A 22,278-nucleotide genomic window follows, 5' to 3' on the forward strand; every position below is an offset into this window, starting at 1 on the left:
CCACCCTTTGAAAGGCTAGTCATGACTGTTTTGCAATCGATGCTGTTCGTTACTGCCCTCGCCACCGCTGCGACTTCCCAGGCGCAAGGCCTGCCGACTGTCGGCACGCTGGTGGTGATACCTGCCAGTGGCGAAGTGATTCATGCGAATGACCAGGTTACCGTCATGCTGGCCATCGAAGAGCAGGACGCGGACAAGGCGGCAGCCGCCTCGCGCGTCAACCAGAAGATGAACCAGGGCGTGGCCATCGTGAAAAAGGCCGACCCGCAGGCCGTGCTGAAAACCCAGGGCTACTACACCTATGCCGTGTATCCCGAAGTGGTGCCCTTGCCGGCCGGCAGCGTGGCCAAGCCGCGCGTGCCGACCAGTTGGCGCGTGGGACAATTCCTGCAGGTAAAGACGATGAACCTGGCCGCCTTGCCGAAAACCGTGTCGGCGGCGCAAGCCGTACTGACCCTGAACCGCCTGAACTTCAGCCTGTCGTCCGATACCGTACGAAAAATGGATAATGAACGCATCGTGGCCACCTATAAAAACCTCAACGAGCGCGTAGCGGCGATTGCCGGCGCCATGGGGCGCAGCGTCAATGACGCCGTGATCGACACGCTCGACTTCGAAGGCGCGGGCTACATCCAGGGCAATTATGCCCCGCCGGCCCCGCCCGCACCCTTGCGCGCGATAAAGAACGAGGCCACTCAGGTCGCCGAGCCTAATTTCGAACCCGGCGAGACGGCCATCAACCTGCGCGTGGTGGCCAAGGTCAGGTTCAAATAACAGGCCTGCCATGCGGGACTGATGGCGGTGCCACGCTTTTCTTTGGCCTTGTCTCCTCTATAATGGCGTTACCGGCGCGCGCAGGCAGCAGGGCGCGCGCCTGTCAGTTCCGATTACCCTGTAGCACACAAGAAATGGATCAACATGGCAAACTTCCCCCGTCGTCGAGGCAAGAACGGCAACCCGGCAACGCCCAAGGCATCGCGCTTCAGTAAATTCGTGCGGCTGCCGGCGGCCGATGCGGCAGGCAAGAAAACCTTGCGGCGCCGTGGCATTTACCTGTTGCCGAATGCCTTCACGACGGCGGCCCTGTTCTGCGGTTTCTACGCCATCGTGATGGCCATGAACCAGAAATTCGAACATGCGGCCTGGGCCATCTTTATCGCCATGATCCTCGACGGCCTCGACGGTCGCATCGCGCGCCTGACCAATACCCAGAGCGAATTCGGCGCCCAGTACGACAGCCTGTCCGACATGGTGTCGTTCGGCGCCGCGCCGGCGCTGGTGATCTATGAATGGTCGCTGCGCGGCATGGGCAAGCTGGGCTGGCTGGCCGCCTTCGTGTATTGCGCCGGCGCCGCGCTGCGGCTGGCGCGCTTCAACACGAATATCGCGGTGGTCGACAAGCGCTTCTTCCAGGGCTTGCCCAGCCCGGCGGCGGCAGCCATGGTGGCCGGCTTTATCCTGATGATGAACGACCTGCAGTTTGCCGGCAACCAATTGGCCTGGGTCTCGTGGGCGATCGCCCTGTTTGCCGGCCTGACCATGGTCACCAATGTGCCGTTCTACAGCTTCAAGGACGTCAACTTCCGCAAGTCGGTGCCGTTTATCGTCGTGTTCCTGCTGGCATTGTTCTTCGCGCTGATCTCGATCGACCCGCCGAAAGTACTGTTCCCGATCTTTGTCGCGTATGGCCTGTCCGGCTACGCCGTGTTCTTCTGGCGCATGGCCAAGGGCAAGCCGGTCAGCATCGTGCAGACCGATCACGAGCATTGATGTTGCCAGGGCCAGACTTGCCGCTCTGGTCCTGGCATTTTCCCGTCACCAGAAAAACCGCCGTTCTTCCTTGTCCGGGTCCGGCCCGTTCATCATCTGGCGCACGATGCCGGCCTGGTCGAAATGCACGTGCATCATCGAATCCCACACGCCTGATTCCTTGTAGCGGTAGGACCAGACGTACAGTTTCGGCAGCGCCAGGTAGGAGGTTTCCGTCGGCCGGCCCAGCAGGTGCAGCACGTCCTGCCGGGTCGACATCCCGATCCTGACCTTGGCAAAGCCTTGTGTGTCGAGTACCTGCTCGAACGACATCAAACGCTGGTCGGGACCGAAGCGGGCCATGTAGGTGACCTGGCCGTAGGGACCGTGCGCATATTCCAGTTCCGGGCCTTCGGGCAACTGGTAGACATTGGTCGGCGCACCGAGCCGCGCTTCGATGGCGGCGCGGGTGTCGCCCGGCTGCGGTGGCGGACCGCCCATGTTGGCGCAGGCGGCCAGCAGCAGAGGGAGCAGAGGCAGCAGAAGCGTTGCTATTTTGAATGCTTTTTTCATGGCGTGACTCCCGAAAGACAGGAAAATCCTATCATGCACCGAGAAAAGAGCGCACGACTGGATACAGGCAGGCATTTTTCCGATATACTTGCGCGTCTGGTTTGAGCTCAAGCCAGTTTTTTTAATCGTAGTTCACGGTGGATAGGGTTCAGACTCTGTGCACCGCATGTGAAAGGTTTATCATGACAGTAGAGAACATCAACAAAGCCGCTATCATCGCGGACAACGCACGTGGTCAAAATGACACCGGCTCCCCTGAAGTGCAAGTTGCACTGCTGACCGCTCGTATCAACGAACTGAACGGCCACTTCAAAGCCCACTCGAAAGATCACCACTCCCGCCGCGGCCTGATCATGATGGTCAACCGTCGCAAGAGCCTGTTGTCCTACCTGAAGGCCAAAGACGCTACCCGTTATCGCGACCTGATCGCTAAACTTGGTCTGCGCAAGTAATTTTTGCCGTACAAGGTTTATACAGAAATGCCTGCGCCAGTTCGCTGTCGCGGGCATTTTGTCATTTGAAATTCCGAATTTATTCCCGTAGATACAGTATTCTATGCGGATGACCATGTTTTAAAAGCAAAATAGCAAAGGCGGCAAGTGTGACTCCGCCGCCTGTGGTGAGGTGAACGACAGCCCCTGAAAATCTGTCGGCAAATAGAAAAGGGATACCCCAATGTTTAATAAAGTTACGAAAACCTTCCAGTACGGTCAACATCAAGTGACCCTGGAAACCGGCGAGATCGCACGTCAGGCATCCGGCGCAGTGCTGGTGTCGATCGAAGATACCGTCGTGCTGGCAACCGTGGTGGCACGCAAAGATGCCAAGCCAGGCCAGGATTTCTTCCCTTTGACAGTAGATTATGTTGAAAAAACTTACGCTGCCGGTAAAATTCCGGGCGGTTTTTTCAAGCGTGAAGGCCGTCCTTCCGAAAAAGAAACCCTGACGTCGCGTCTGATCGACCGTCCTATCCGTCCTTTGTTCCCTGAAGGCTACCTGAATGAAGTGCAAGTCATCATTCACGTGCTGTCGGTCAATCCTGAAATCGATCCGGACATCGCCGCCATGATCGGCGCATCGGCCGCTTTGTGCGTGTCGGGCGTGCCATTCAACGGCCCGATCGGCGCCGCGCGCGTCGGTTACGCCAATGGCCAGTACATCCTGAACCCGACCGTCCAGCAGCTGAAAACCTCGGAAATGGACCTGGTTGTCGCCGGTACCGAAACGGCCGTGCTGATGGTCGAATCGGAAGCGAAGCAGCTGTCCGAAGAAATCATGCTGGGCGCCGTGGTGTTTGGCCATGACCAGATGAAAGTCGTCATCGACGCGATCCACGACCTGGTGCGTGACGGCGGCAAGCCGGAAGTCGAATGGGCGCCTGCGCCGAAAAACGAAGCGCTGATCGCGCGCGTGGCCCATTTCGCCAACGCCAAGATCAATGATGCGTATCAAACCAAGGACAAGCAGGAACGTACGGCCAAGCTGAAATCGGCCACCTCCGAAGTGATCGCCGACCTGTCGGCCGAAGCGGCTGCCAACGGCGGCGCGGCTATCGACAGCGCTGAAGTGAACAACATCCTGTTCGACATCGAAGCGAAAATCGTCCGCACCCAGATCCTGGACGGCGAGCCACGCATCGACGGCCGCGACACGCGCACCGTGCGTCCGATCTCGATCCGCACCAGCGTGCTGCCACGCACCCACGGTTCGGCCCTGTTTACGCGCGGCGAAACCCAGGCGCTGGTCGTGGCAACTTTGGGCACCGCCCGCGACAGCCAGAAGATCGATGCGCTGATGGGCGAGTTCACCGATTCGTTCATGCTGCATTACAACATGCCTCCGTTCGCCACCGGCGAAACGGGCCGTGTCGGTACCCCGAAACGCCGCGAAATCGGCCACGGCCGCCTGGCCAAGCGCGCGCTGATCGCCGCCCTGCCAGCCGCCGAAGAGTTCAGCTACTCGGTGCGCCTGGTGTCGGAAATCACCGAATCGAACGGTTCCTCGTCGATGGCTTCCGTGTGCGGCGGCTGCCTGGCGCTGATGGACGCCGGCGTGCCGATGAAAGAACATGTGGCCGGTATCGCCATGGGCCTGATCAAGGAAGGCGGCAAGTTTGCCGTGCTGTCCGACATCCTGGGCGACGAAGATCACCTGGGCGACATGGACTTCAAGGTAGCCGGTACCCGCAACGGTATCACCGCGCTGCAGATGGACATCAAGATCATGGGCATCACCAAGGAAATCATGCAAGTGGCGCTGGCGCAAGCCAAGGAAGGCCGCGAGCACATCCTGGGCGAAATGCAAAAAGCCATGCCGCACGTGAAAACCGAACTGTCCGATTTCGCACCGCGCCTGATCACCATCAAGATCAACCCGGAAAAAATCCGTGACGTGATCGGCAAGGGCGGCGCCGTGATTCGCGCGCTGACCGAAGAAACGGGCACCCAGATCGACATCAGCGACGAAGGCGTGGTCACCATCGCTTCCGTCGACGCTGCCGCCGGCCAGGAAGCCAAGCGCCGCATCGAAGAGCTGACCGCCTCGGTCGAAGTGGGCAAGACCTACGAAGGCACCGTGCTGAAACTGCTGGACTTCGGCGCCATCGTGCAAGTCATGCCAGGCAAGGACGGCCTGCTGCACATCTCGCAGATCGCCAACGAGCGCGTCAACGCCGTCGCCGACTACCTGAAAGAAGGCCAGCTGGTACGCGTCAAAGTACTGGAAACGGACGACCGCGGCCGTCTGAAGCTGTCGATGAAAGCGGCCGAAGGCGAAGCGCCAGCCGCCTAATCAGGCACTGCCGGATTCAGTCCGGCAAGTATTAGAAAACCGCCAGCGCGCAAGCCTGGCGGTTTTTTTACGTCGGTTGATACAGCGCAGGATGCCCGCGCTGCCTCCTTGTAGATTCGTACGGTTCGTTGCCATTCGATACCATCAAGGAGATTGCGCCATGCTGAAACAATTGTTGCTGACAGCGGCGATGCTGCTCGCCGTCCTTCCCGTCACCCGGGCCCGGACCGGGGCCAGTCCTGACGCGCTGCCGATTCCCATTGCGCCACCTTCGGTCATCATGTCCGGCGAAGACATGGCGGCCCTGCGCCTGGTGCATGCGCGCGCCATCGAGCAGCCGGCGTCCGGTGCCGCCTTGCCGGCCGCGACGCCGATGGCCTTGCCTTTGCTCAAGATCGTGCCGCACGGGCAAAGCGTGTCTCCGTATTCACCTTATTTCACGACCGGCCAGCAGTTGCAGAATGGCAGTGGCGACTGCGGCACCTTGGCCGACTGCTTCGGGCTGCCGCTCAAGAGCGAAGCGCCGCTGTATGATGTCTATCAGGTGACGCCGCATGGCCCGGTGACCGTCTTCGTCAGCCCGGTGGCGCCGACCGAAGAGCTGGGCGGGCTGGTGCGGCGCAAGGGTGGCGCCTTGCAGTATCTGCTGCCCAACCGGAAATTGTGGTCCGCCCCGGTGCTGGTCGGCACCATTACCAACTGAGGAGGCAATATGGACCAACAACTATTACAGGCGCGCGCGGTGGAGCTGGAACAGCTGCTGGCACGTCTGGCGCCCGGTGAGGCGGAGGCGGCGGACCTGTACAGTGCGCTGCGGCCGTTGCTGGCGCAGGCCATGGCAGGCACGCTGAGCATGCCGCTGGCATGGGGCCATATCCCTGGCGCGCGGCTATTTACGGAAGGCAGCCTGCGCCGCCTGCCCGAGCTGGAACAGGCCTATGCGCGTTTTCGCATCGAAGCGACCGGCGGCGAGTCGCCGGCCCTGCGCAAGCTGCGCGGCGATATGGAATCACGCTGATCCTCTGCATTTGAATATCATTTGTTGTTTCCAGGTAATTGAGAGTTAGTATTTCTTGACGACAAAATAGTAATCGCTGACGATGGCGCATCCCTTCGATTTTCCTTTTTTATTGGATGCCCCAATGTTGTCCTCCCTCAAGGCCCGGTTGATCGCCATTGCCGTTTCCATCGTCGTGCTGGCCATGCTGGCCGTCGCCATCGCCAACTTCTTTACCACCCGCAGCAGTACCCTGGCCGCGCTCGATACACAGATGCAGCAGCTGTCGCACAGCCATGCGCAAGCGATTGCCGAATGGTTGCGTTCGAAACAGGCGGTGGTGGCGTCGATGAAAATCGGCGCCCAGCAGGAAGATCCGCTGCCATCCCTGAAAGCGGCCGAGCAGGCCGGCATCTTCGACATGGCGTATGTCGGTTTTGCCGACAAGCATGCGGTGTTTTCGCAGGAGCGCAAGCGCGCCGCCGACTATGACCCGACGGCGCGCCCCTGGTACAAGCAGGCGCTGGCAACCGGCGGACCGATCATCACGACGCCATATATCGGCGCCAGCACGGGCAAGCTGGTGGTGACCTTTGCCGAACCGCTGGGCGACAAGGGTAATCCCGCCGGCGTGCTGGCGGCTGACGTGATGATGGATGTCGTCGTGAAAAACGTCGCCTCGATCAAGCCCACACCGTCCAGCTATGCCTTCCTGGTCGATGGCGGCGGCAAGATCATCGCCCACCCGGATGACAAGCTGACCTTGAAGCCATTGTCCGAACTCGACGGCAAGCTGACCTCGCAGGCGCTGGCCGAGATTGAAAAGAGTGGCGACAGCGAGACCATCCGCCTGGGCGAGCGCGAAGGCATCTTGCATGTGAGTAAAGTGCCGGGCAGTGACTGGCTGCTGGCCACCGTGCTCGACCGTGCGGAAGCGACGCATGCCCTGACCTCGATGCTGCGCGCCTCGGCCCTGACCGCCTTGCTGGTGCTGGTGCTGGCCGCCACCGTGCTGAGCGCCCTGGTGGCACGCGCCTTGCGCCGCCTGGGCCTGGTGCGCGATGCGCTGAACGCGATCGCCACCGGCGACGGCGACCTGACCAGCCGACTCGATGCCACTGGCACGGACGAGCTGGCGCAGATCGCCAAGGCCTTCAACTTGTTCGTGGAAAAGATTGCCACCGTGCTGGTGCAGATCCGCAGCATCAGCGCCCTGGTGCGCAGCGAGTCGGCCGATATCGCTGCCGGCAATGCCGACCTGTCGTCGCGCACGGAAGCGCAGGCGGGCGCGCTGGAGCAAACCGCCAGCTCGATGGACGAGTTGACTTCCACCGTGAAACAGAATGCGGAAAACGCGCATGCGGCCAATGAGCTGGCCGTGTCCGCCTCGCAAGTGGCGGCCAAGGGAGGTGTAGTGGTGCAGCAGGTGGTGGGCACCATGGCCGGCATCCAGGAAAGCTCGCGCAAGATCGTCGACATCATCGGCGTGATCGACGGCATCGCCTTCCAGACGAATATCCTGGCGCTGAACGCGGCCGTCGAGGCGGCGCGCGCCGGCGAACAGGGCAGGGGCTTTGCGGTGGTGGCGTCGGAAGTGCGCAACCTGGCGCAGCGTTCGAGCCAGGCCGCGAAAGAAATCAAGGAACTGATCGGCGACTCGGTGGAAAAAGTGGGCGCCGGTGGCCGCCTCGTCGATGAAGCGGGCCAGACCATGGGCCAGGTAGTGGCGTCGGTGCAGCAACTGGCCACCATCATGAGCGAGATCACGGTCGCCAGCCGCGAACAGAGCGCCGGCATCGGCGAGATCAATACGGCCGTCACGCACATGGACACCATGACGCAGCAAAATGCCGCGCTGGTCGAGCAGGCCGCGGCCGCCGCCGAAAGCCTGCAGGAGCAGGCGGTGGACCTGGCGCAGGCGGTCGGCATGTTCCGCCTCGGCGATACGGTAGCAGACAGTGCGCCGGCCAGGCCGGTGAAAGCGCGCCCGGCGGCTGCCGTTGCCGCGCCGCGTGCCCAGGCCAGGGCCCTGCCTGCCGTCCGCGCGACAAAGCTGGTCAAGGCGTCGAAGCCTGCCGCCGACGAGTGGGAAGAGTTCTGATGTAGATCGACTGTTTGCGCGCTCATCGGCGATTTTGTCCGGCCATGCCGCCAAAATTGCAGTTCGTCGCAATCGGCGTGTCTGGCGCAAGCGGTATGGCTATAGTGCTCACATACCGCAGCCAGACACCCCGAGGAGAACAACATGAACGTCGCCAAACACATGGAAGCCATCGTCATCACCGCCGCCGTCCTGCTCGGCGCCAGCTGCTACGCGCCGGCGCCCGCCGTGCAAGTGGCCAGCTCCAGCTACCAGGGCGTGGCCATCGCCAAAACGCCTGACGCGCATATCGTGCAGGTCAAGGCCAAGCGCCTCACGGCTATTGAAAAAGCCTTCTTCGCATAAGTGATTGCCAGCAATATTAGCCGCTGCTAGAGTGGCCGCTTGCCGTCGCACATAAAAACAAGATATCGAGGAATACAATGAAAAAAACCCTGCACTTTGCGCTGGCCTTCCTGGCCACTTTCGGCCTGCTGCGCGGCGTGTCCGCCGAAACGCGCCTGCTGGAAATGCGCACGGTCGACGCGCGCGTGGTGCGCGTCAAGCTCGACGGCGTGATGGAAGTGCGCATCCGCCAGGGCAATGTGGCGTCGCTGAGCATCACGGCCGACAAGCGCTATATCGCCGACGTCAGCACGGCGCAAAGCGGCGACACCTTGCATATCGAAACGGAAGTGCGCGGCTTCAAGCTGAACCCCGGTTCGATCCGCGCCGACCTGGTCTTGCCCAATCTGCGCGAAGTGAGCTCGGAAGGCTTCGGCAGCACCGACGTGTCCGGTTTTACGGGCGATGAGCTGACCCTGTCGCTGGAAGGGGCGGGCAGCGTGAAAGTGGTAGGCGACTACCGCAAATTGAGCGCCACCCTGGGCGGCGTGGGCAGCATGCAGCTGTGGATCGGCAATAACGACAAGGCCGAACTCGACCTGCAGGGAGCCGGTTCGGTGGTGCTGGGCGGCCGTGGCCGCGTGCTCAAGGCGTCGCTGGGCGGCCTGGGCAGCCTGAATGCGCAACAATTCGAAGCCGATGCGGTCAATCTGGATTTGAGTGGCCTGGGCAACGCCATCGTCAATGCCCGCAGCAATGCCAAGCTGAACCTCAGTGGGCTCGGCTCGGTAATGGTATATGGCAAGCCTGCCAACCGCGATGTCAGCGTCGACGGCCTTGGCAAAGTCAGCTGGAAATAAGGGAGTTCCCGGGTGTCCCGCCGTCGTGCGAGATAATAAAAAGCAGTCAGACCACATCCCATTCCGATGAAAAAACTGATCATTACACTATGCATGCTGTTGGCGATACAGTTGCCGGCCAAGGCCGGCTTCAGCGAAGGTGCCAGCGCCTACAACAACAAGAATTATGCGCTGGCCTACAAGGAAATTCTACCGTTGGCCACCTCCGGCAACGCCGATGCCCAGCACCTGCTGGGCTTGATGTACTACATGGGGCGCGGCTTGCCTCAGGATTACAAGCAAGCCATGTTCTGGCACCGCAAGGCGGCCGAGCAAGGCAAGGCCGATGCGCAATATGTGGTGGGCGCCATGTATTACACGGGCAACGCCGTGCTGCAGGACCACAAGCAGGCCGTCAGCTGGTTTCGCAAGGCGGCCGAGCAGAACCATGCCGAAGCGCAGCAGGTGCTGGGCCTGATGTACCGTTATCACATGGGCGGGGTGCAGCAGGATAATGTGATCGCCTACATGCTGTGGAACCTGGCCGCCGCCAACGGCTCCTCGAATGCGGCCGACCAGCGCGCCGCCGTGGTGCGCAAGATGACGCACGAGCAGGTGGAGGAAGGGCAGGCCTTGTCGGCCAGGTGGAAGCCCGGCACGCCACTGCCGCGCAGCTCGAAAACGGGAGCCGAGTAGGCGTCTGCAAGGCGCGCAGGCTTGGCGTACAATCGCACTTTCCCTTTGAAAGTGCCTTGCCATGCGCGCCATTGAAATCAGTCAGCCCGGTCCCTCCGATGTCCTGCAAATCGCCGAACGGCCCCGGCCGGCATGGAAGGCGGGTGAGCTGCTGATCAAGGTGCACGCGGCCGGCATCAACCGTCCCGACGTGCTGCAGCGCCTGGGCAAGTATGCGCCGCCGCCCGGCGCTTCCGACCTGCCCGGCCTGGAAGTGGCGGGCGAACTGGTCGATGGCGATTTCGAGGGCACCGGTTTCAAGGTGGGCGACCTGGTCTGTGCGCTGGTGCAGGGCGGCGGCTATGCCGAATATTGCGCCGCGCCCGCCGGCCAGTGCCTGCCGCTGCCGACAGGCTTGACGGCGCTCGAAGGCGCGTCCTTGCCGGAAAACTTCTTTACCGTCTGGAGCAATGTGTTCGACCGCTGCGCGCTGTCGGGCAGCGATACCTTGCTGGTGCAGGGCGGCAGCTCGGGCATCGGCGTGGCGGCGATCCAGCTGGCCAGCGCGCTCGGCCACCGCGTGTTCGCCACCGCCGGCAGCGATGAAAAAGCGCGCGCCTGCGAGGCGCTGGGCGCCGAGCGCGGCATCAATTACCGCACCGAAGATTTCGTCGCCGTCGTCAAGGAACTGACCGGCGGGCGCGGTGTCGACGTGATCCTCGACATGGTCGGCGGCGACTACCTGCCGCGCGAGATCGCCTGCCTGGCCGACGACGGCCGCATCGGCCTGATCGCGGTGCAGGGCGGCACCAAGGCCGAGCTGGACCTGGGTACCTTGCTGCGCCGCCGCCTGACGGTGACGGGCTCGACCCTGCGGCCCCGTTCGGTGGCGTTCAAGGCGGCGATTGCGCGGCATTTGCGCGAGACGGTCTGGCCGCTGATCGAGGCCGGCAAGATCAAGCCCGTGATCTATAAAACCTTCCCTTTGGATAAGGCCGGCGAGGCGCATGCGCTGATGGAAGCGAGCACCCACATCGGCAAGATCATGTTGCAAGTTGCTTGAAAGCAGCAGCTAGCGGTTTGACCGCCAACAGAGGTAGCGTTAGAATGACGGGTTATTAAAATTTAGGCTACTATGCGTCGCAAACTCGTCGTCGGAAATTGGAAAATGAACGGCAGTCGCACCTCGAACGCGGTGTTATTGTCTGAAATAGTCGCAGGCCTGGACGCCGATGGCGCCGCCAGCGCCGTCTGTGTGCCCGCGCCTTACCTGGCGCAGTGCCAGGCGCAATTGACAGGTTCAAGCCTGGCCTGGGGCGCGCAGGATGTTTCCGCGCAAGCCAGCGGCGCCTACACGGGCGAAATCTCGACCGCGATGCTGCAGGACTTCGCCAGCAGCTACGTGATCCTGGGGCACTCCGAGCGGCGCGCCTACCATGGCGAAACCGACGCGCAAGTGGCGGCCAAGACGGTTGCGGCGCTGGCGGCGGGCATCACGCCCATCGTCTGCATCGGCGAGCATCTCGACGAGCGCGAAGCAGGGCAGACCGACGCGGTGGTGGCCAAGCAGCTGAATGTGGTGCTGGCGGCCATCAGCGAGACCGACGTGGCGAAACTGGTGCTGGCTTACGAGCCGGTCTGGGCCATCGGTACGGGCAAGACGGCCACGCCGCAAATGGCGCAGGAAGTGCACCAGGTATTGCGCGGCCATCTGGCGGCAAAGAATGCGGTAGCGGCCGCCGGCGTGCAGATCCTGTACGGCGGCAGCATGAAGCCGGAGAACGCGAAAGAATTGATGGCAATGCCGGATATCGATGGCGGTCTGATCGGTGGGGCGGCATTGAAGGCGGCGGATTTCCTGGCGATTATTCACGCCGCTGATTGAATTACTTTAAACTAAGAATGGAATTGCAATGAACATGATGTTCAATCTGGTAGTCGTGGTACAGGTAGTGTCCGCTTTGTCGATTATTGCGCTGGTATTGCTGCAGCATGGCAAGGGCGCCGACATGGGCGCCGCCTTCGGTTCCGGCGCGTCCGGCAGCCTGTTCGGTGCGACGGGTTCGTCGAACTTCATGTCGAAGTCGACCGGCGTGGCCGCCGCCATTTTCTTCGGCGCCACGCTGGCGCTGTCGCTGATGGCCAACCAGCGCGCCACCACGGTGGGCGGCGGCGTGATGGACAAGGTCGTCAAGCCGGTGCCAGTGACCGGCGCCGGCGCCATTCCTGGTGCCGCTCCGGCCGCGCCAGTGGCGCCAGCGACGGGCGTGCCAGCGGCAACCCTGCCGGCTGCGCCAGCGGCCGCACCGGCTGCCGAAACCCCGGCAAACACGATTCCGAAGTAATTCGGAACGCTTGTCGAGAGTAATTCTCATTACGGGCAGATTATTGCTCAATGTTTTGGCAGCACGGTAGGAAAACGCAGTTCAGAGGCATTAGCTGTAAAAATTTATCGTTTTTAATCTGTATTTAATGCATTTGTGCATTAACTTTGGCAGCAAAGCAGAGTAGAATACGGGCCTTACCGCCGACGTGGTGAAATTGGTAGACACGCTATCTTGAGGGGGTAGTGGCGAAAGCTGTACGAGTTCGAGTCTCGTCGTCGGCACCAGAAATCAGAAGCCAGCAACGGCGCACGAGCCATGGCTCGTTCAAAGTTGCTGGCTTTTTTTACGAGGATGTGTCGTTCGATCCTGATCGTAGCCCTGATTGGGATCGTGCGTTAGATACGCCGCAAATCACCGCGGCGTCCTCATTTAACCGATCGTTCAATATAAGCTCATCAAATCGTGAACCTCGAAAATTACTTCCCCGTCCTGCTGTTTATTCTTGTCGGCCTCGGTGTCGGCATCGCGCCCCAGGTCCTGGGCCGCATCCTGGGCCCTCACCGGCCTGACGCAGCAAAACTCTCCCCGTACGAATGTGGTTTTGAGGCATTCGAAGACGCGCGCATGAAATTTGATGTGCGCTACTATCTGGTTGCAATCCTGTTTATTTTGTTCGATCTGGAAACGGCATTCTTTTTCCCGTGGGGCGTGGCAATGCGCGACCTGGGCTGGGCCGGTTTCGTCACGATGATGGTGTTTATCGCCGAATTCGCGGTCGGATTTTGGTACATTTGGAAGAAAGGTGCCCTTGACTGGGAATAAGCCATGGCTATTGAAGGCGTATTAAGCGAAGGTTTCATCACCACCTCGGCCGACAAGCTGATCAACTGGGCGCGTACCGGGTCGATGTTCCCGATGACGTTCGGTCTGGCCTGCTGTGCGGTCGAAATGATGCACGTGGGCGCAGCCCGCTACGACATGGACCGCTTCGGCGTCGTGTTCCGTCCATCGCCGCGTCAGTCCGACGTGATGATCGTTGCAGGCACGTTGTGCAACAAGATGGCGCCGGCACTGCGCAAGGTCTACGACCAGATGGCCGAGCCGCGCTGGGTCATCTCGATGGGTTCCTGCGCCAATGGCGGCGGGTACTACCATTATTCGTATTCCGTGGTGCGCGGTTGCGACCGCATCGTTCCCGTTGACGTGTATGTGCCTGGCTGCCCTCCGACAGCCGAAGCGCTGCTGTACGGCATCATGCAACTGCAGAACAAGATCAAGCGTACCAGCACGATCGCACGCTAACCGGGCCGCTTCAGATTATGACAACACATTTAGAAGTACTGCAAAACGCCCTCGGCACTGCCCTGGGCGAACGCGTTAGCACGACTGTTGCGCTGGGCGAAGTCACCCTGGTCGTCAAGGCCGAGGACTACCTGGCCGTGATGCAGACCTTGCGCGACGATCCGACCCTGCATTTCGAGCAGATGCTCGACTTGTGCGGCGTCGACTACCTGACCTATGGCGACGGCGCCTGGACCGGCCTGCGCTATGCGGCCGTGTCGCATTTGCTGTCCGTCAAGCACAACTGGCGCGTGCGCGTGCGCGTGTTCGCGCCCGACGACGACATGCCGCTGCTGCCGTCGGTGGTGAACATCTGGCGTTCGGTCAACTGGTATGAGCGCGAAGCGTTCGACCTGCTGGGCATCCTGTTCGAAGGCCATAACGACTTGCGCCGCATCCTGACTGACTACGGTTTCATCGGCCATCCGTTCCGCAAGGACTTCCCGGTCTCCGGCTATGTCGAGATGCGCTACGACCCGGAACAGAAACGCGTGATTTACCAGCCCGTGACGATCGAGCCGCGGGAAAACGTGCCGCGCGTGATCCGCGAAGAACATTACGGGATGAAATAATGGCTGAGATTAAGAATTACACCCTGAACTTTGGGCCGCAGCACCCGGCCGCGCACGGCGTGCTGCGCCTGGTGCTCGAGCTCGATGGCGAAGTCATCCAGCGTGCCGACCCCCATATCGGCCTGCTGCACCGCGCTACCGAGAAACTGGCCGAACAGAAGACCTATCTGCAATCGGTGCCGTACATGGACCGTCTCGACTATGTGTCGATGATGTGCAATGAACACGCCTATGTGATGGCGATCGAAAAGCTGCTGGGCCTGGAAGTGCCATTGCGCGCGCAGTACATCCGCGTGATGTTCGACGAGATCACCCGCGTGCTGAACCACCTGATGTGGCTGGGCGCGCACGCGCTCGACGTCGGCGCGATGGGCCCGTTCCTGTACTGCTTCCGCGACCGCGAAGACCTGTTCGACTGCTACGAGGCGGTATCGGGCGCGCGCATGCATGCGGCCTACTACCGTCCGGGCGGCGTCTATCGCGACCTGCCGGACGCGATGCCGCAGCACAAGGCCTCGATCATCCGCAACGCCAAGGCGATTGCCAAGCTGAACGAAAACCGCCAGGGCTCCTTGCTGGACTTCATCGAAGACTTCACGCGCCGTTTCCCGACCTATGTCGACGAATACGAAACCTTGCTGACCGACAACCGTATCTGGAAACAGCGTACCGTCGGCATCGGCGTGGTGTCGCCGGAAGATGCGCTGGCCATGGGCTTTACCGGCGCCATGCTGCGCGGCTCGGGCGTGCAGTGGGACTTGCGCAAGCAGCAGCCGTACGAAGTGTACGACCTGATGGACTTCGACATTCCTGTCGGCACCAACGGCGATTGCTACGACCGCTACCTGGTGCGCGTGGAAGAGCTGCGCCAGTCGAACCGCATCATCAAGCAGTGCGTCGAGTGGCTGCGCAACAATCCGGGTCCTGTCATGACCAGCAACCGCAAGGTGGCGCCTCCGGGCCGGGTCGACATGAAGACCAACATGGAATCGTTGATTCACCACTTCAAGCTGTTTACCGAAGGATTCCACGTGCCGCCGGGCGAAGCCTACAGCGCGGTCGAACATCCGAAAGGCGAGTTCGGCATTTACCTGGTATCCGATGGCGCCAACAAGCCGTACCGCATGAAGCTGCGGGCACCCGATTATGCGCACTTGCAGTCGCTCGACGAAATGGCGCGTGGACACATGATTGCCGACGCCGTGACCATCATCGGTACGCAAGACATCGTGTTCGGCAGTATTGACCGCTAAGAGGCAAAAAGTATGTTGTTATCAGAGCAATGCTATAAAAAAATTGATCGCGAGCTGGCCAAGTACCCGGCCGACCAGCGTCAGTCGGCCGTGATGGCCGCGCTGGCCCACGCCCAGGATGAACTGGGCTGGCTGGCGCCGGAAACCATGAAGGAACTGGCCGACTACATCCGCATGCCGGCGATTGCCGTGCAGGAAGTGGCGACGTTCTACAATATGTACAACGTGAAACCGGTCGGCAAGCACAAGATCACCGTGTGCACCAACCTGCCATGCGCCCTGTCGGGCGGCGTGCGCGCTGCGGAATACCTGAAGCAGAAGCTGGGCATCGATTTCCGCGAAACCACCCCGGACGGCCAGTTCACGCTGGTCGAAGGCGAGTGCATGGGCGCTTGCGGCGATGCGCCTGTCCTGCTGGTCAGTAATAAAACCATGTGCAGCTGGATGTCGAACGAGAAGATCGACGCCATGCTGGAGGAACTCAAGAAATGACGTCACTCCACAACCGCCATATCGATCCATTGATCCTGAAGGATCTGGATGGCAAGAACTGGCATTTGCAAGACTATGTGAACCGCGGTGGCTATTCGGCCCTGCGCCGCATCCTGGAAGAGAAGATCACGCCGGAACAGATCATCGCCGACCTCAAGGCCTCGTCCTTGCGCGGCCGTGGCGGCGCGGGTTTCCCTACCGGCCTGAAGTGGAGCTTCATGCCGCGCCAGTTCCCGGGACAGAAATACCTCGTCTGCAATACAGATGAAGGCGAACCGGGCACTTTCAAGGACCGCGACATCATTCGTTACAATCCCCATGCCCTGATCGAAGGCATGGCCATCGGCGCTTACGCGATGGGCATCACCGTGGGCTACAACTACATCCACGGCGAGATCTTCCAGGAATACCTGCGTTTCGAAGAAGCGCTGGAAGAGGCGCGCGCCGCCGGTTTCCTGGGCGACAAGATCATGGGCAGCGAATTCTCGTTCCAGTTGCATGCGCACCATGGTTATGGCGCCTACATCTGCGGCGAAGAAACCGCGCTGCTGGAGTCCTTGGAAGGCAAGAAAGGCCAGCCGCGCTTCAAGCCGCCTTTCCCGGCCTCGTTTGGCCTGTACGGCAAGCCGACCACCATCAACAACACGGAAACCTTTGCGGCCGTGCCGTTCGTGCTGAACATCGGTCCGGAGAAATACCTGGCGATGGGCAAGCCGAACAACGGCGGCTCGAAGATCTTCTCGATCTCGGGTGACGTGGAATTGCCGGGCAACTACGAAGTGCCGCTCGGCACGCCGTTTGCCAAACTGCTGGAACTGGCAGGCGGCATGCGTGGTGGCAAGAAGATCAAGGCCGTGATTCCTGGCGGCTCGTCCGCGCCGGTGATCCGCGGCGACATCATGATGCAGACCGACCTGGACTACGACTCGATCGCGAAAGCCGGTTCGATGTTGGGTTCGGGCGCCGTCATCGTGATGGACGAAACACGCTGCATGGTCAAGGCGCTGGAACGCCTGTCCTACTTCTACTTTGAGGAATCGTGCGGCCAGTGTACGCCTTGCCGTGAAGGCACAGGCTGGATGTACCGCATGGTGCATCGCATCGAGCAGGGGCAGGGTCGTCCAGACGACCTGGACATGCTCAACTCGATCGCCGACAACATCCAGGGCCGCACCATTTGCGCGCTGGGCGATGCGGCTGCCATGCCGGTACGGGCCTTCATCAAGCAATTCCGTGAAGAATTTGAATATCATGTCGAGCACAAGCATTGCTTAGTGCCCGCTTACATCTAAGCTGCGTCAGGTAACGATCACCATGGTTGAAATCGAAATAGACGGCAAAAAAGTCGAAGTCCCTGCTGGTAGCATGGTGATGGACGCCGCCAACAAATTGGGAACCTACATTCCGCACTTCTGCTATCACAAGAAATTGTCGATCGCAGCGAACTGCCGCATGTGCCTGGTCGAAGTGGAAAAGGCGCCCAAGCCTTTGCCCGCTTGTGCGACCCCGGTCAGCGCCGGCATGATCGTGCGCTCCGCCAGCGACAAGGCTGTGCAGGCGCAGAAGTCCGTGATGGAATTCCTGTTGATTAACCACCCGCTCGATTGCCCTATCTGCGATCAGGGCGGCGAATGCCAGTTGCAGGATCTGGCAGTCGGCTACGGCAAGAGCGAATCGCGCTACCAGGAAGACAAGCGCGTCGTGAAACCGAAGGAAGCCGGCCCGCTGGTCTCGATGCAAGAGATGGCGCGCTGCATCCAGTGCACCCGCTGCGTACGCTTTGGCCAGGAAGTGGCCGGCGTGATGGAGCTGGGCATGATCGGCCGCGGCGAACACTCGGAAATCGTGTCCTTCGTGGGCCAGACGGTCGACTCCGAACTGTCGGGCAACATGATCGACCTGTGCCCGGTGGGTGCCTTGACCTCGAAGCCGTTCCGCTACAGCGCCCGTACCTGGGAACTGTCGCGCCGCAAATCGGTCAGCCCGCATGACGGCCTGGGCGCCAACCTGATCGTGCAAGTGAAAGCTGGCAAGGTCAAGCGCGTGCTGCCGCTGGAAAACGACGCCGTCAACGAATGCTGGATCTCGGACAAGGACCGTTTCTCGTATGAAGCGCTGGACAGTGCCGAACGCCTGACCTCGCCGATGCTGAAACAGGGCAACGAGTGGAAAGAAGTCGATTGGCAAACCGCGCTGGAATACGTGGCGCACGGCCTGAAAAACATCAAGCACGAACATGGCGCCGACGCCATCGCCGCGCTGGCCACGCCGCACTCGACCGTGGAAGAACTGGTCTTGCTGCAAAAAGTCGTCCACGGTCTCGGTTCCGAGCACGTCGACTTCCGCCTGCGCCAGCTTGACTTCGCGCTCGACGCGAGTGTGAAACCTTGGCTGGGCATGCCGATCAACGACTTTGGCCAGATCAAGCGCGCCTTCGTCATCGGCTCCTTCCTGCGCAAGGACCATCCGCTGCTGGCCACCCGCCTGCGCGCCTCGGTCAAGAGCGGCGCCAAGCTGTCGATCCTGCACGCTTCCGACGATGATCAGCTGATCACCATCGCCAACAAGATGATCGTTGCGCCGAGCGACTGGCTGGCCGCCTTGTCGGAAGTGGTGGTTGCCGTGGCAAAAGCCAAGGACATCGCCGCTCCTGCCGGTTTCGACGCCGTCAACGCGTCGGACGTGGCCGTCAATATCGCCGCCAGCCTGATGGCCGGCGACCATGGCGCCATCCTGCTGGGCAATGCGGCAACGCAACACCCGCAAGCGTCGCAACTGCATGCTGCCGCGCAATGGATCGCCGAACAGACGGGCGCCACCCTGGGTTACCTGACGGAAGCGGCCAACACGGTCGGCGCTCACTTGGTCGCCAAGCCGCGCACCAATGTGCAAGCCGCGTTTGCCGTACCGAAAAAAGCCTACGTGCTGCTGCACGCCGAGCCAGAATTAGATGCCGCCAATCCACAGGCGGCCCGCGCCGCCCTGGACGGCGCCGACATGGTCGTGGCCATGTCCGCCTTCAAGCACGGCATGGATTACGCCGATGTCTTGCTGCCGATCGCACCGTTCGCCGAAACCTCGGGCACCTTCGTGAACTGCGAAGGCCGCGCGCAAAGTTTCAATGGCACCGTGAAACCGCTGGCGGAAACCCGTCCGGCCTGGAAAGTGCTGCGCGTCCTGGGCAATATCCTCGGCCTGCCAGGTTTCGACTACGACACCTCGGAAGCGATCCGCGACGAAGCGTTTGGCGCCGGCGTGACCGACCTGTCGGCACAGCTGAACAATATCGCCAAGAACGCCCCGGAAGCGGCCGCTTACGCACCGGCCTCGCCTGCGCTGCAACGCATCGCCGACGTGCCGATCTATTTCGCCGACGCACTGGTACGCCGCTCCGAGCCTTTGCTGCGCACGGTCGACGGCGCCACGCCGCAAGCCCATTTGTCGCCAGCACTGGCCGCCAAGCTGGGCATCAAGGCCGGCGACAAGGTCAAGGTCGCGCAGGGCGCGGGCAGCGCCATCCTGGTGGCGGCCATCCATGCCGGCCTGCCAGCCAATGTGGTGAAAGTGTCGGCGGCGCATGCCTCGACCGCTCGCCTGGGCGGCATGTTCGGTGACATCACAGTTGAAACAGCAGAGGGGAACATCTGATGGCGCTGCCTGAATTTGTAAACGTCATCAATGCCGGCGGTCAAGATTTGCTGGGTGCGACCTGGCCGTTTTTCTGGACCCTGATCAAGATCCTGTGCGTGCTGCTGCCGCTGATGGGCCTGGTTGCTTACGCCACCCTGTGGGAGCGCAAGCTGATCGGCTGGATCCAGATCCGCGTCGGTCCGAACCGCGTGGGGCCATTGGGCCTGCTGCAGCCGATCGCCGATGCGCTCAAACTCTTGTTCAAAGAGATCATCATCCCGTCCAAGGCCGCCAAGGGCCTGTTCGTGATCGGTCCGATCATGACCATCATGCCGGCCTTGGCCGCCTGGTCGGTGGTGCCGTTCGGCCCGGAAGCGGTGCTGGCCAATGTCAACGCCGGCCTGCTGTTGCTGCTGGCGATCACTTCGATGGAAGTCTACGGCATCATCATCGCCGGCTGGGCCTCGAACTCGAAGTACTCGTTCATGGGCGCCATGCGCGCCTCGGCACAGATGATCTCGTATGAAATCCCGATGGGTTTCGTGATGGTGATCGTGCTGATGGTGTCGGGCAGCCTGAACTTCATCGACATCGTCGGCGGCCAGCAGATCGGCTACTTCGCTGAAAAAGGCGTGAATTTCCTGTCGTGGAACTGGCTGCCGCTGCTGCCGATGTTCGTCATCTACCTGGTGTCGGGCTTGGCTGAAGCCAACCGCCACCCGTTCGACGTGGTCGAAGGCGAGTCGGAAATCGTGGCCGGCCACATGGTCGAGTATTCGGGCATGGCCTACGCCATGTTCATGCTGGCCGAATACGCCAACATGATCCTGATCGGCGCGCTGGCGTCGATCATGTTCCTGGGCGGCTGGTCCGCACCGTTTGCCTTCCTCGAATTCTGGGGCGGTTTCGGCGGCTTCTTCTGGCTGTTTGCAAAAACCTTCTTCATCGTGTCGCTGTTCGTCTGGGTGCGTGGTACTTTCCCCCGCTACCGTTATGACCAGATCATGCGCCTCGGTTGGAAAGTGTTTATCCCGTTGACGCTGGTCTACCTGGTCTTCGTCGCTGCCTGGATGCAGACATCCTGGAATATTTGGAAGTAAGAGAGTGCATACGAATGGATAAGGTAAAAGATTTTTTCAGCAGCCTCCTGTTAGGCGAGCTGATCAAGGGCATGGCGCTGACTGGCAAGTACATGTTTTCGCGCAAGATCACGGTGCAATTCCCGGAAGAGAAGACACCGATCTCGCCGCGTTTCCGTGGCTTGCACGCGCTGCGCCGCTACCCGAACGGCGAGGAACGTTGCATCGCCTGCAAACTGTGCGAAGCGGTTTGCCCGGCGATGGCCATCACGATCGAATCGGAGCAGCGTGACGACGGTTCGCGCCGTACCACGCGCTACGATATCGATTTGACCAAGTGCATCTTCTGCGGTTTCTGCGAAGAGTCCTGCCCGGTCGATTCGATCGTCGAAACGCACGTGCTGGAATACCACGGCGAGAAACGCGGCGATTTGTATTACACGAAAGAGATGTTGCTGGCCGTGGGCGATCGTTATGAAAACGAAATCGCCGCCGCACGCGCCGCCGACGCACCTTATCGCTGATGGATGCGCCGTAGCCCCTGGCTGCGGCGCGCCCCTCGTTCATCTGTACGTCTATTGGGTTTTTTATGGACTTTAAAACAATTTTGTTTTACGCCTTTTCGCTGATCTTGATCCTGGCAGCGACGCGCGTCATCACGGCCCGTAATCCGGTCCACGCAGTACTGTTCCTGGTGCTGTCCTTCTTTTCCGCGGCAGGCATCTGGATGCTGCTGCAAGCTGAATTCCTGGCCATCGTGCTGGTGTTGGTGTATGTCGGCGCCGTGATGGTGCTGTTCCTGTTCGTGGTCATGATGCTCGATATCAATATCGACCGCATGCGCGAAGGATTCTGGGGCTATCTGCCTTTGTCCGTGACGGTGGGCGTGATCATCGTGCTGGAAATGGCCGCCGTGCTGTGGCATGGTTTCCGCAACTTCTCGCCGAGCATCGCACCGGCCAACATCAACCTGGGCGGCACCAAGGAATTGGGCCTGCTGATCTACACCCAGTATGTGTTTGCCTTTGAAATCGCCGCTGTGGTGCTGCTGGTGGCCATCGTTGCCGCGGTTGCACTGACGTTGCGCAAGCGCAAGGACACCAAGCATTTTGCTCCTGGCGATGCCGTACGCGTCAAGCGTAACGACCGCCTGAAGATCATCAAGATGGATCCGGTCGTCGAGCGTCCTGCGGCGCCGGAAGTTAAGGAGACACCATGACACTTACGCTCACACACTTTTTGGTCCTGGGCGCGATCCTGTTCGCAATCTCGATCGTCGGTATTTTCCTGAACCGCAAGAACATCATCGTATTGCTGATGGCAATCGAATTGATGCTGCTGGCGGTGAACATGAACTTCATCGCGTTTTCCCATTTCCTGGGTGACGCGGCCGGTCAGATCTTCGTTTTCTTCATCCTGACGGTTGCCGCCGCTGAGTCGGCTATCGGTCTGGCTATTCTGGTGGTGATGTTCCGTAATCTGGATACCATCAACGTCGAAGACCTGGACAGCCTCAAAGGCTGATGTTTTTCAGAC

The 22,278-nt window shown here is 60.8% G+C and carries 25 protein-coding genes and 1 tRNA gene; 25 read left to right on the forward strand and 1 reads right to left on the reverse strand.

Going from position 1 to position 22,278, the window contains the following annotated elements; all coding sequences use genetic code 11:
• Positions 1–21: 21 nt before the first annotated feature.
• The gene (locus Q8L25_RS14015) at positions 22–774 is read left to right on the forward strand and encodes an SIMPL domain-containing protein (RefSeq protein ID WP_308925397.1); all 753 of its coding nucleotides are present in this window, start codon (positions 22–24) and stop codon (positions 772–774) included.
• Positions 775–918: 144 nt separating this feature from the next.
• A complete protein-coding gene (gene pssA, locus Q8L25_RS14020; RefSeq protein WP_308925398.1) occupies positions 919–1,770 on the forward strand; it encodes a CDP-diacylglycerol--serine O-phosphatidyltransferase in 852 nt (283 codons plus the stop codon).
• A 45-nt stretch (positions 1,771–1,815) separates the two neighbouring features.
• On the opposite strand, the gene bamE is transcribed toward pssA, so the two are convergent.
• Positions 1,816–2,322: an outer membrane protein assembly factor BamE gene (bamE, locus tag Q8L25_RS14025; RefSeq protein WP_308925399.1), complete on the reverse strand. Its 507-nt coding sequence runs from the start codon at positions 2,320–2,322 to the stop codon at positions 1,816–1,818.
• Between the two features lie 182 nt (positions 2,323–2,504).
• Here bamE and rpsO point away from each other — a divergent pair, with 182 nt between their 5' ends.
• From rpsO to nuoK, 23 genes are all read left to right on the forward strand, one after another.
• Positions 2,505–2,774, forward strand: a complete 270-nt coding sequence (gene rpsO, locus Q8L25_RS14030; RefSeq protein WP_010399743.1) for a 30S ribosomal protein S15 — start codon at positions 2,505–2,507, stop codon at positions 2,772–2,774.
• Positions 2,775–2,997: 223 nt separating this feature from the next.
• Positions 2,998–5,112, forward strand: a complete 2,115-nt coding sequence (gene pnp, locus Q8L25_RS14035; RefSeq protein WP_308925400.1) for a polyribonucleotide nucleotidyltransferase — start codon at positions 2,998–3,000, stop codon at positions 5,110–5,112.
• A gap of 160 nt (positions 5,113–5,272) precedes the next feature.
• Complete coding sequence (locus tag Q8L25_RS14040; RefSeq protein WP_308925401.1) at positions 5,273–5,815, forward strand: hypothetical protein; 543 nt, start codon at positions 5,273–5,275, stop codon at positions 5,813–5,815.
• Positions 5,816–5,824: 9 nt separating this feature from the next.
• Positions 5,825–6,130 carry a hypothetical protein gene (locus tag Q8L25_RS14045; protein WP_308925402.1) on the forward strand — a complete coding sequence of 102 codons (306 nt, stop codon included), beginning with the start codon at positions 5,825–5,827 and terminating at the stop codon, positions 6,128–6,130.
• Positions 6,131–6,254: 124 nt separating this feature from the next.
• Positions 6,255–8,210 carry a methyl-accepting chemotaxis protein gene (locus Q8L25_RS14050; RefSeq protein ID WP_308925403.1) on the forward strand — a complete coding sequence of 652 codons (1,956 nt, stop codon included), beginning with the start codon at positions 6,255–6,257 and terminating at the stop codon, positions 8,208–8,210.
• A gap of 144 nt (positions 8,211–8,354) precedes the next feature.
• The gene (locus tag Q8L25_RS14055; protein WP_308925404.1) at positions 8,355–8,555 is read left to right on the forward strand and encodes a hypothetical protein; all 201 of its coding nucleotides are present in this window, start codon (positions 8,355–8,357) and stop codon (positions 8,553–8,555) included.
• 77 nt (positions 8,556–8,632) lie between these two features.
• Positions 8,633–9,394 (forward strand): GIN domain-containing protein, encoded by a 762-nt coding sequence (locus Q8L25_RS14060; RefSeq protein ID WP_308925405.1) that lies wholly within the window; start codon positions 8,633–8,635, stop codon positions 9,392–9,394.
• Positions 9,395–9,460: 66 nt separating this feature from the next.
• Positions 9,461–10,069: a tetratricopeptide repeat protein gene (locus Q8L25_RS14065; protein ID WP_308925406.1), complete on the forward strand. Its 609-nt coding sequence runs from the start codon at positions 9,461–9,463 to the stop codon at positions 10,067–10,069.
• Positions 10,070–10,130: 61 nt separating this feature from the next.
• Positions 10,131–11,111, forward strand: coding sequence for an NAD(P)H-quinone oxidoreductase (locus Q8L25_RS14070; protein WP_308925407.1), 981 nt, complete (start codon positions 10,131–10,133; stop codon positions 11,109–11,111).
• A 72-nt stretch (positions 11,112–11,183) separates the two neighbouring features.
• A complete protein-coding gene (gene tpiA, locus Q8L25_RS14075) occupies positions 11,184–11,933 on the forward strand; it encodes a triose-phosphate isomerase (protein ID WP_308925408.1) in 750 nt (249 codons plus the stop codon).
• A 28-nt stretch (positions 11,934–11,961) separates the two neighbouring features.
• Positions 11,962–12,393 carry a preprotein translocase subunit SecG gene (gene secG, locus Q8L25_RS14080; RefSeq protein WP_308925409.1) on the forward strand — a complete coding sequence of 144 codons (432 nt, stop codon included), beginning with the start codon at positions 11,962–11,964 and terminating at the stop codon, positions 12,391–12,393.
• 181 nt (positions 12,394–12,574) lie between these two features.
• A tRNA-Leu gene (locus tag Q8L25_RS14085) sits at positions 12,575–12,659 on the forward strand.
• A 178-nt stretch (positions 12,660–12,837) separates the two neighbouring features.
• Positions 12,838–13,197: an NADH-quinone oxidoreductase subunit A gene (locus Q8L25_RS14090; RefSeq protein ID WP_065310653.1), complete on the forward strand. Its 360-nt coding sequence runs from the start codon at positions 12,838–12,840 to the stop codon at positions 13,195–13,197.
• Between the two features lie 3 nt (positions 13,198–13,200).
• On the forward strand, positions 13,201–13,677 hold the full coding sequence (locus tag Q8L25_RS14095; RefSeq protein ID WP_010399733.1) for an NADH-quinone oxidoreductase subunit B family protein: 477 nt from the start codon (positions 13,201–13,203) through the stop codon (positions 13,675–13,677).
• A 17-nt stretch (positions 13,678–13,694) separates the two neighbouring features.
• On the forward strand, positions 13,695–14,288 hold the full coding sequence (locus Q8L25_RS14100) for an NADH-quinone oxidoreductase subunit C (RefSeq protein WP_308925410.1): 594 nt from the start codon (positions 13,695–13,697) through the stop codon (positions 14,286–14,288).
• Complete coding sequence (locus tag Q8L25_RS14105; protein WP_065310655.1) at positions 14,288–15,541, forward strand: NADH-quinone oxidoreductase subunit D; 1,254 nt, start codon at positions 14,288–14,290, stop codon at positions 15,539–15,541. Before Q8L25_RS14100 ends, Q8L25_RS14105 begins: the two co-directional genes overlap by 1 nt.
• Before the next feature lie 12 nt (positions 15,542–15,553).
• Positions 15,554–16,033 (forward strand): NADH-quinone oxidoreductase subunit NuoE, encoded by a 480-nt coding sequence (gene nuoE, locus Q8L25_RS14110; RefSeq protein ID WP_308925411.1) that lies wholly within the window; start codon positions 15,554–15,556, stop codon positions 16,031–16,033.
• Complete coding sequence (gene nuoF / locus Q8L25_RS14115; protein WP_308925412.1) at positions 16,030–17,325, forward strand: NADH-quinone oxidoreductase subunit NuoF; 1,296 nt, start codon at positions 16,030–16,032, stop codon at positions 17,323–17,325. The genes nuoE and nuoF overlap by 4 nt, the downstream gene beginning before the upstream one ends.
• Positions 17,326–17,347: 22 nt before the next feature.
• The gene (nuoG, locus tag Q8L25_RS14120; protein WP_308925413.1) at positions 17,348–19,681 is read left to right on the forward strand and encodes an NADH-quinone oxidoreductase subunit NuoG; all 2,334 of its coding nucleotides are present in this window, start codon (positions 17,348–17,350) and stop codon (positions 19,679–19,681) included.
• Complete coding sequence (nuoH, locus tag Q8L25_RS14125; protein WP_308925414.1) at positions 19,681–20,763, forward strand: NADH-quinone oxidoreductase subunit NuoH; 1,083 nt, start codon at positions 19,681–19,683, stop codon at positions 20,761–20,763. Before nuoG ends, nuoH begins: the two co-directional genes overlap by 1 nt.
• A 14-nt stretch (positions 20,764–20,777) precedes the next feature.
• Positions 20,778–21,266, forward strand: a complete 489-nt coding sequence (gene nuoI / locus Q8L25_RS14130) for an NADH-quinone oxidoreductase subunit NuoI (RefSeq protein WP_065310660.1) — start codon at positions 20,778–20,780, stop codon at positions 21,264–21,266.
• Between the two features lie 65 nt (positions 21,267–21,331).
• Positions 21,332–21,961 (forward strand): NADH-quinone oxidoreductase subunit J, encoded by a 630-nt coding sequence (locus Q8L25_RS14135; protein ID WP_308925415.1) that lies wholly within the window; start codon positions 21,332–21,334, stop codon positions 21,959–21,961.
• On the forward strand, positions 21,958–22,266 hold the full coding sequence (gene nuoK / locus Q8L25_RS14140) for an NADH-quinone oxidoreductase subunit NuoK (protein ID WP_065310662.1): 309 nt from the start codon (positions 21,958–21,960) through the stop codon (positions 22,264–22,266). The genes Q8L25_RS14135 and nuoK overlap by 4 nt, the downstream gene beginning before the upstream one ends.
• Positions 22,267–22,278: the final 12 nt, after the last annotated feature.

The sequence above is a fragment of the Janthinobacterium sp. J1-1 genome, assembly GCF_030944405.1.
Taxonomy (GTDB): domain Bacteria; phylum Pseudomonadota; class Gammaproteobacteria; order Burkholderiales; family Burkholderiaceae_D; genus Janthinobacterium.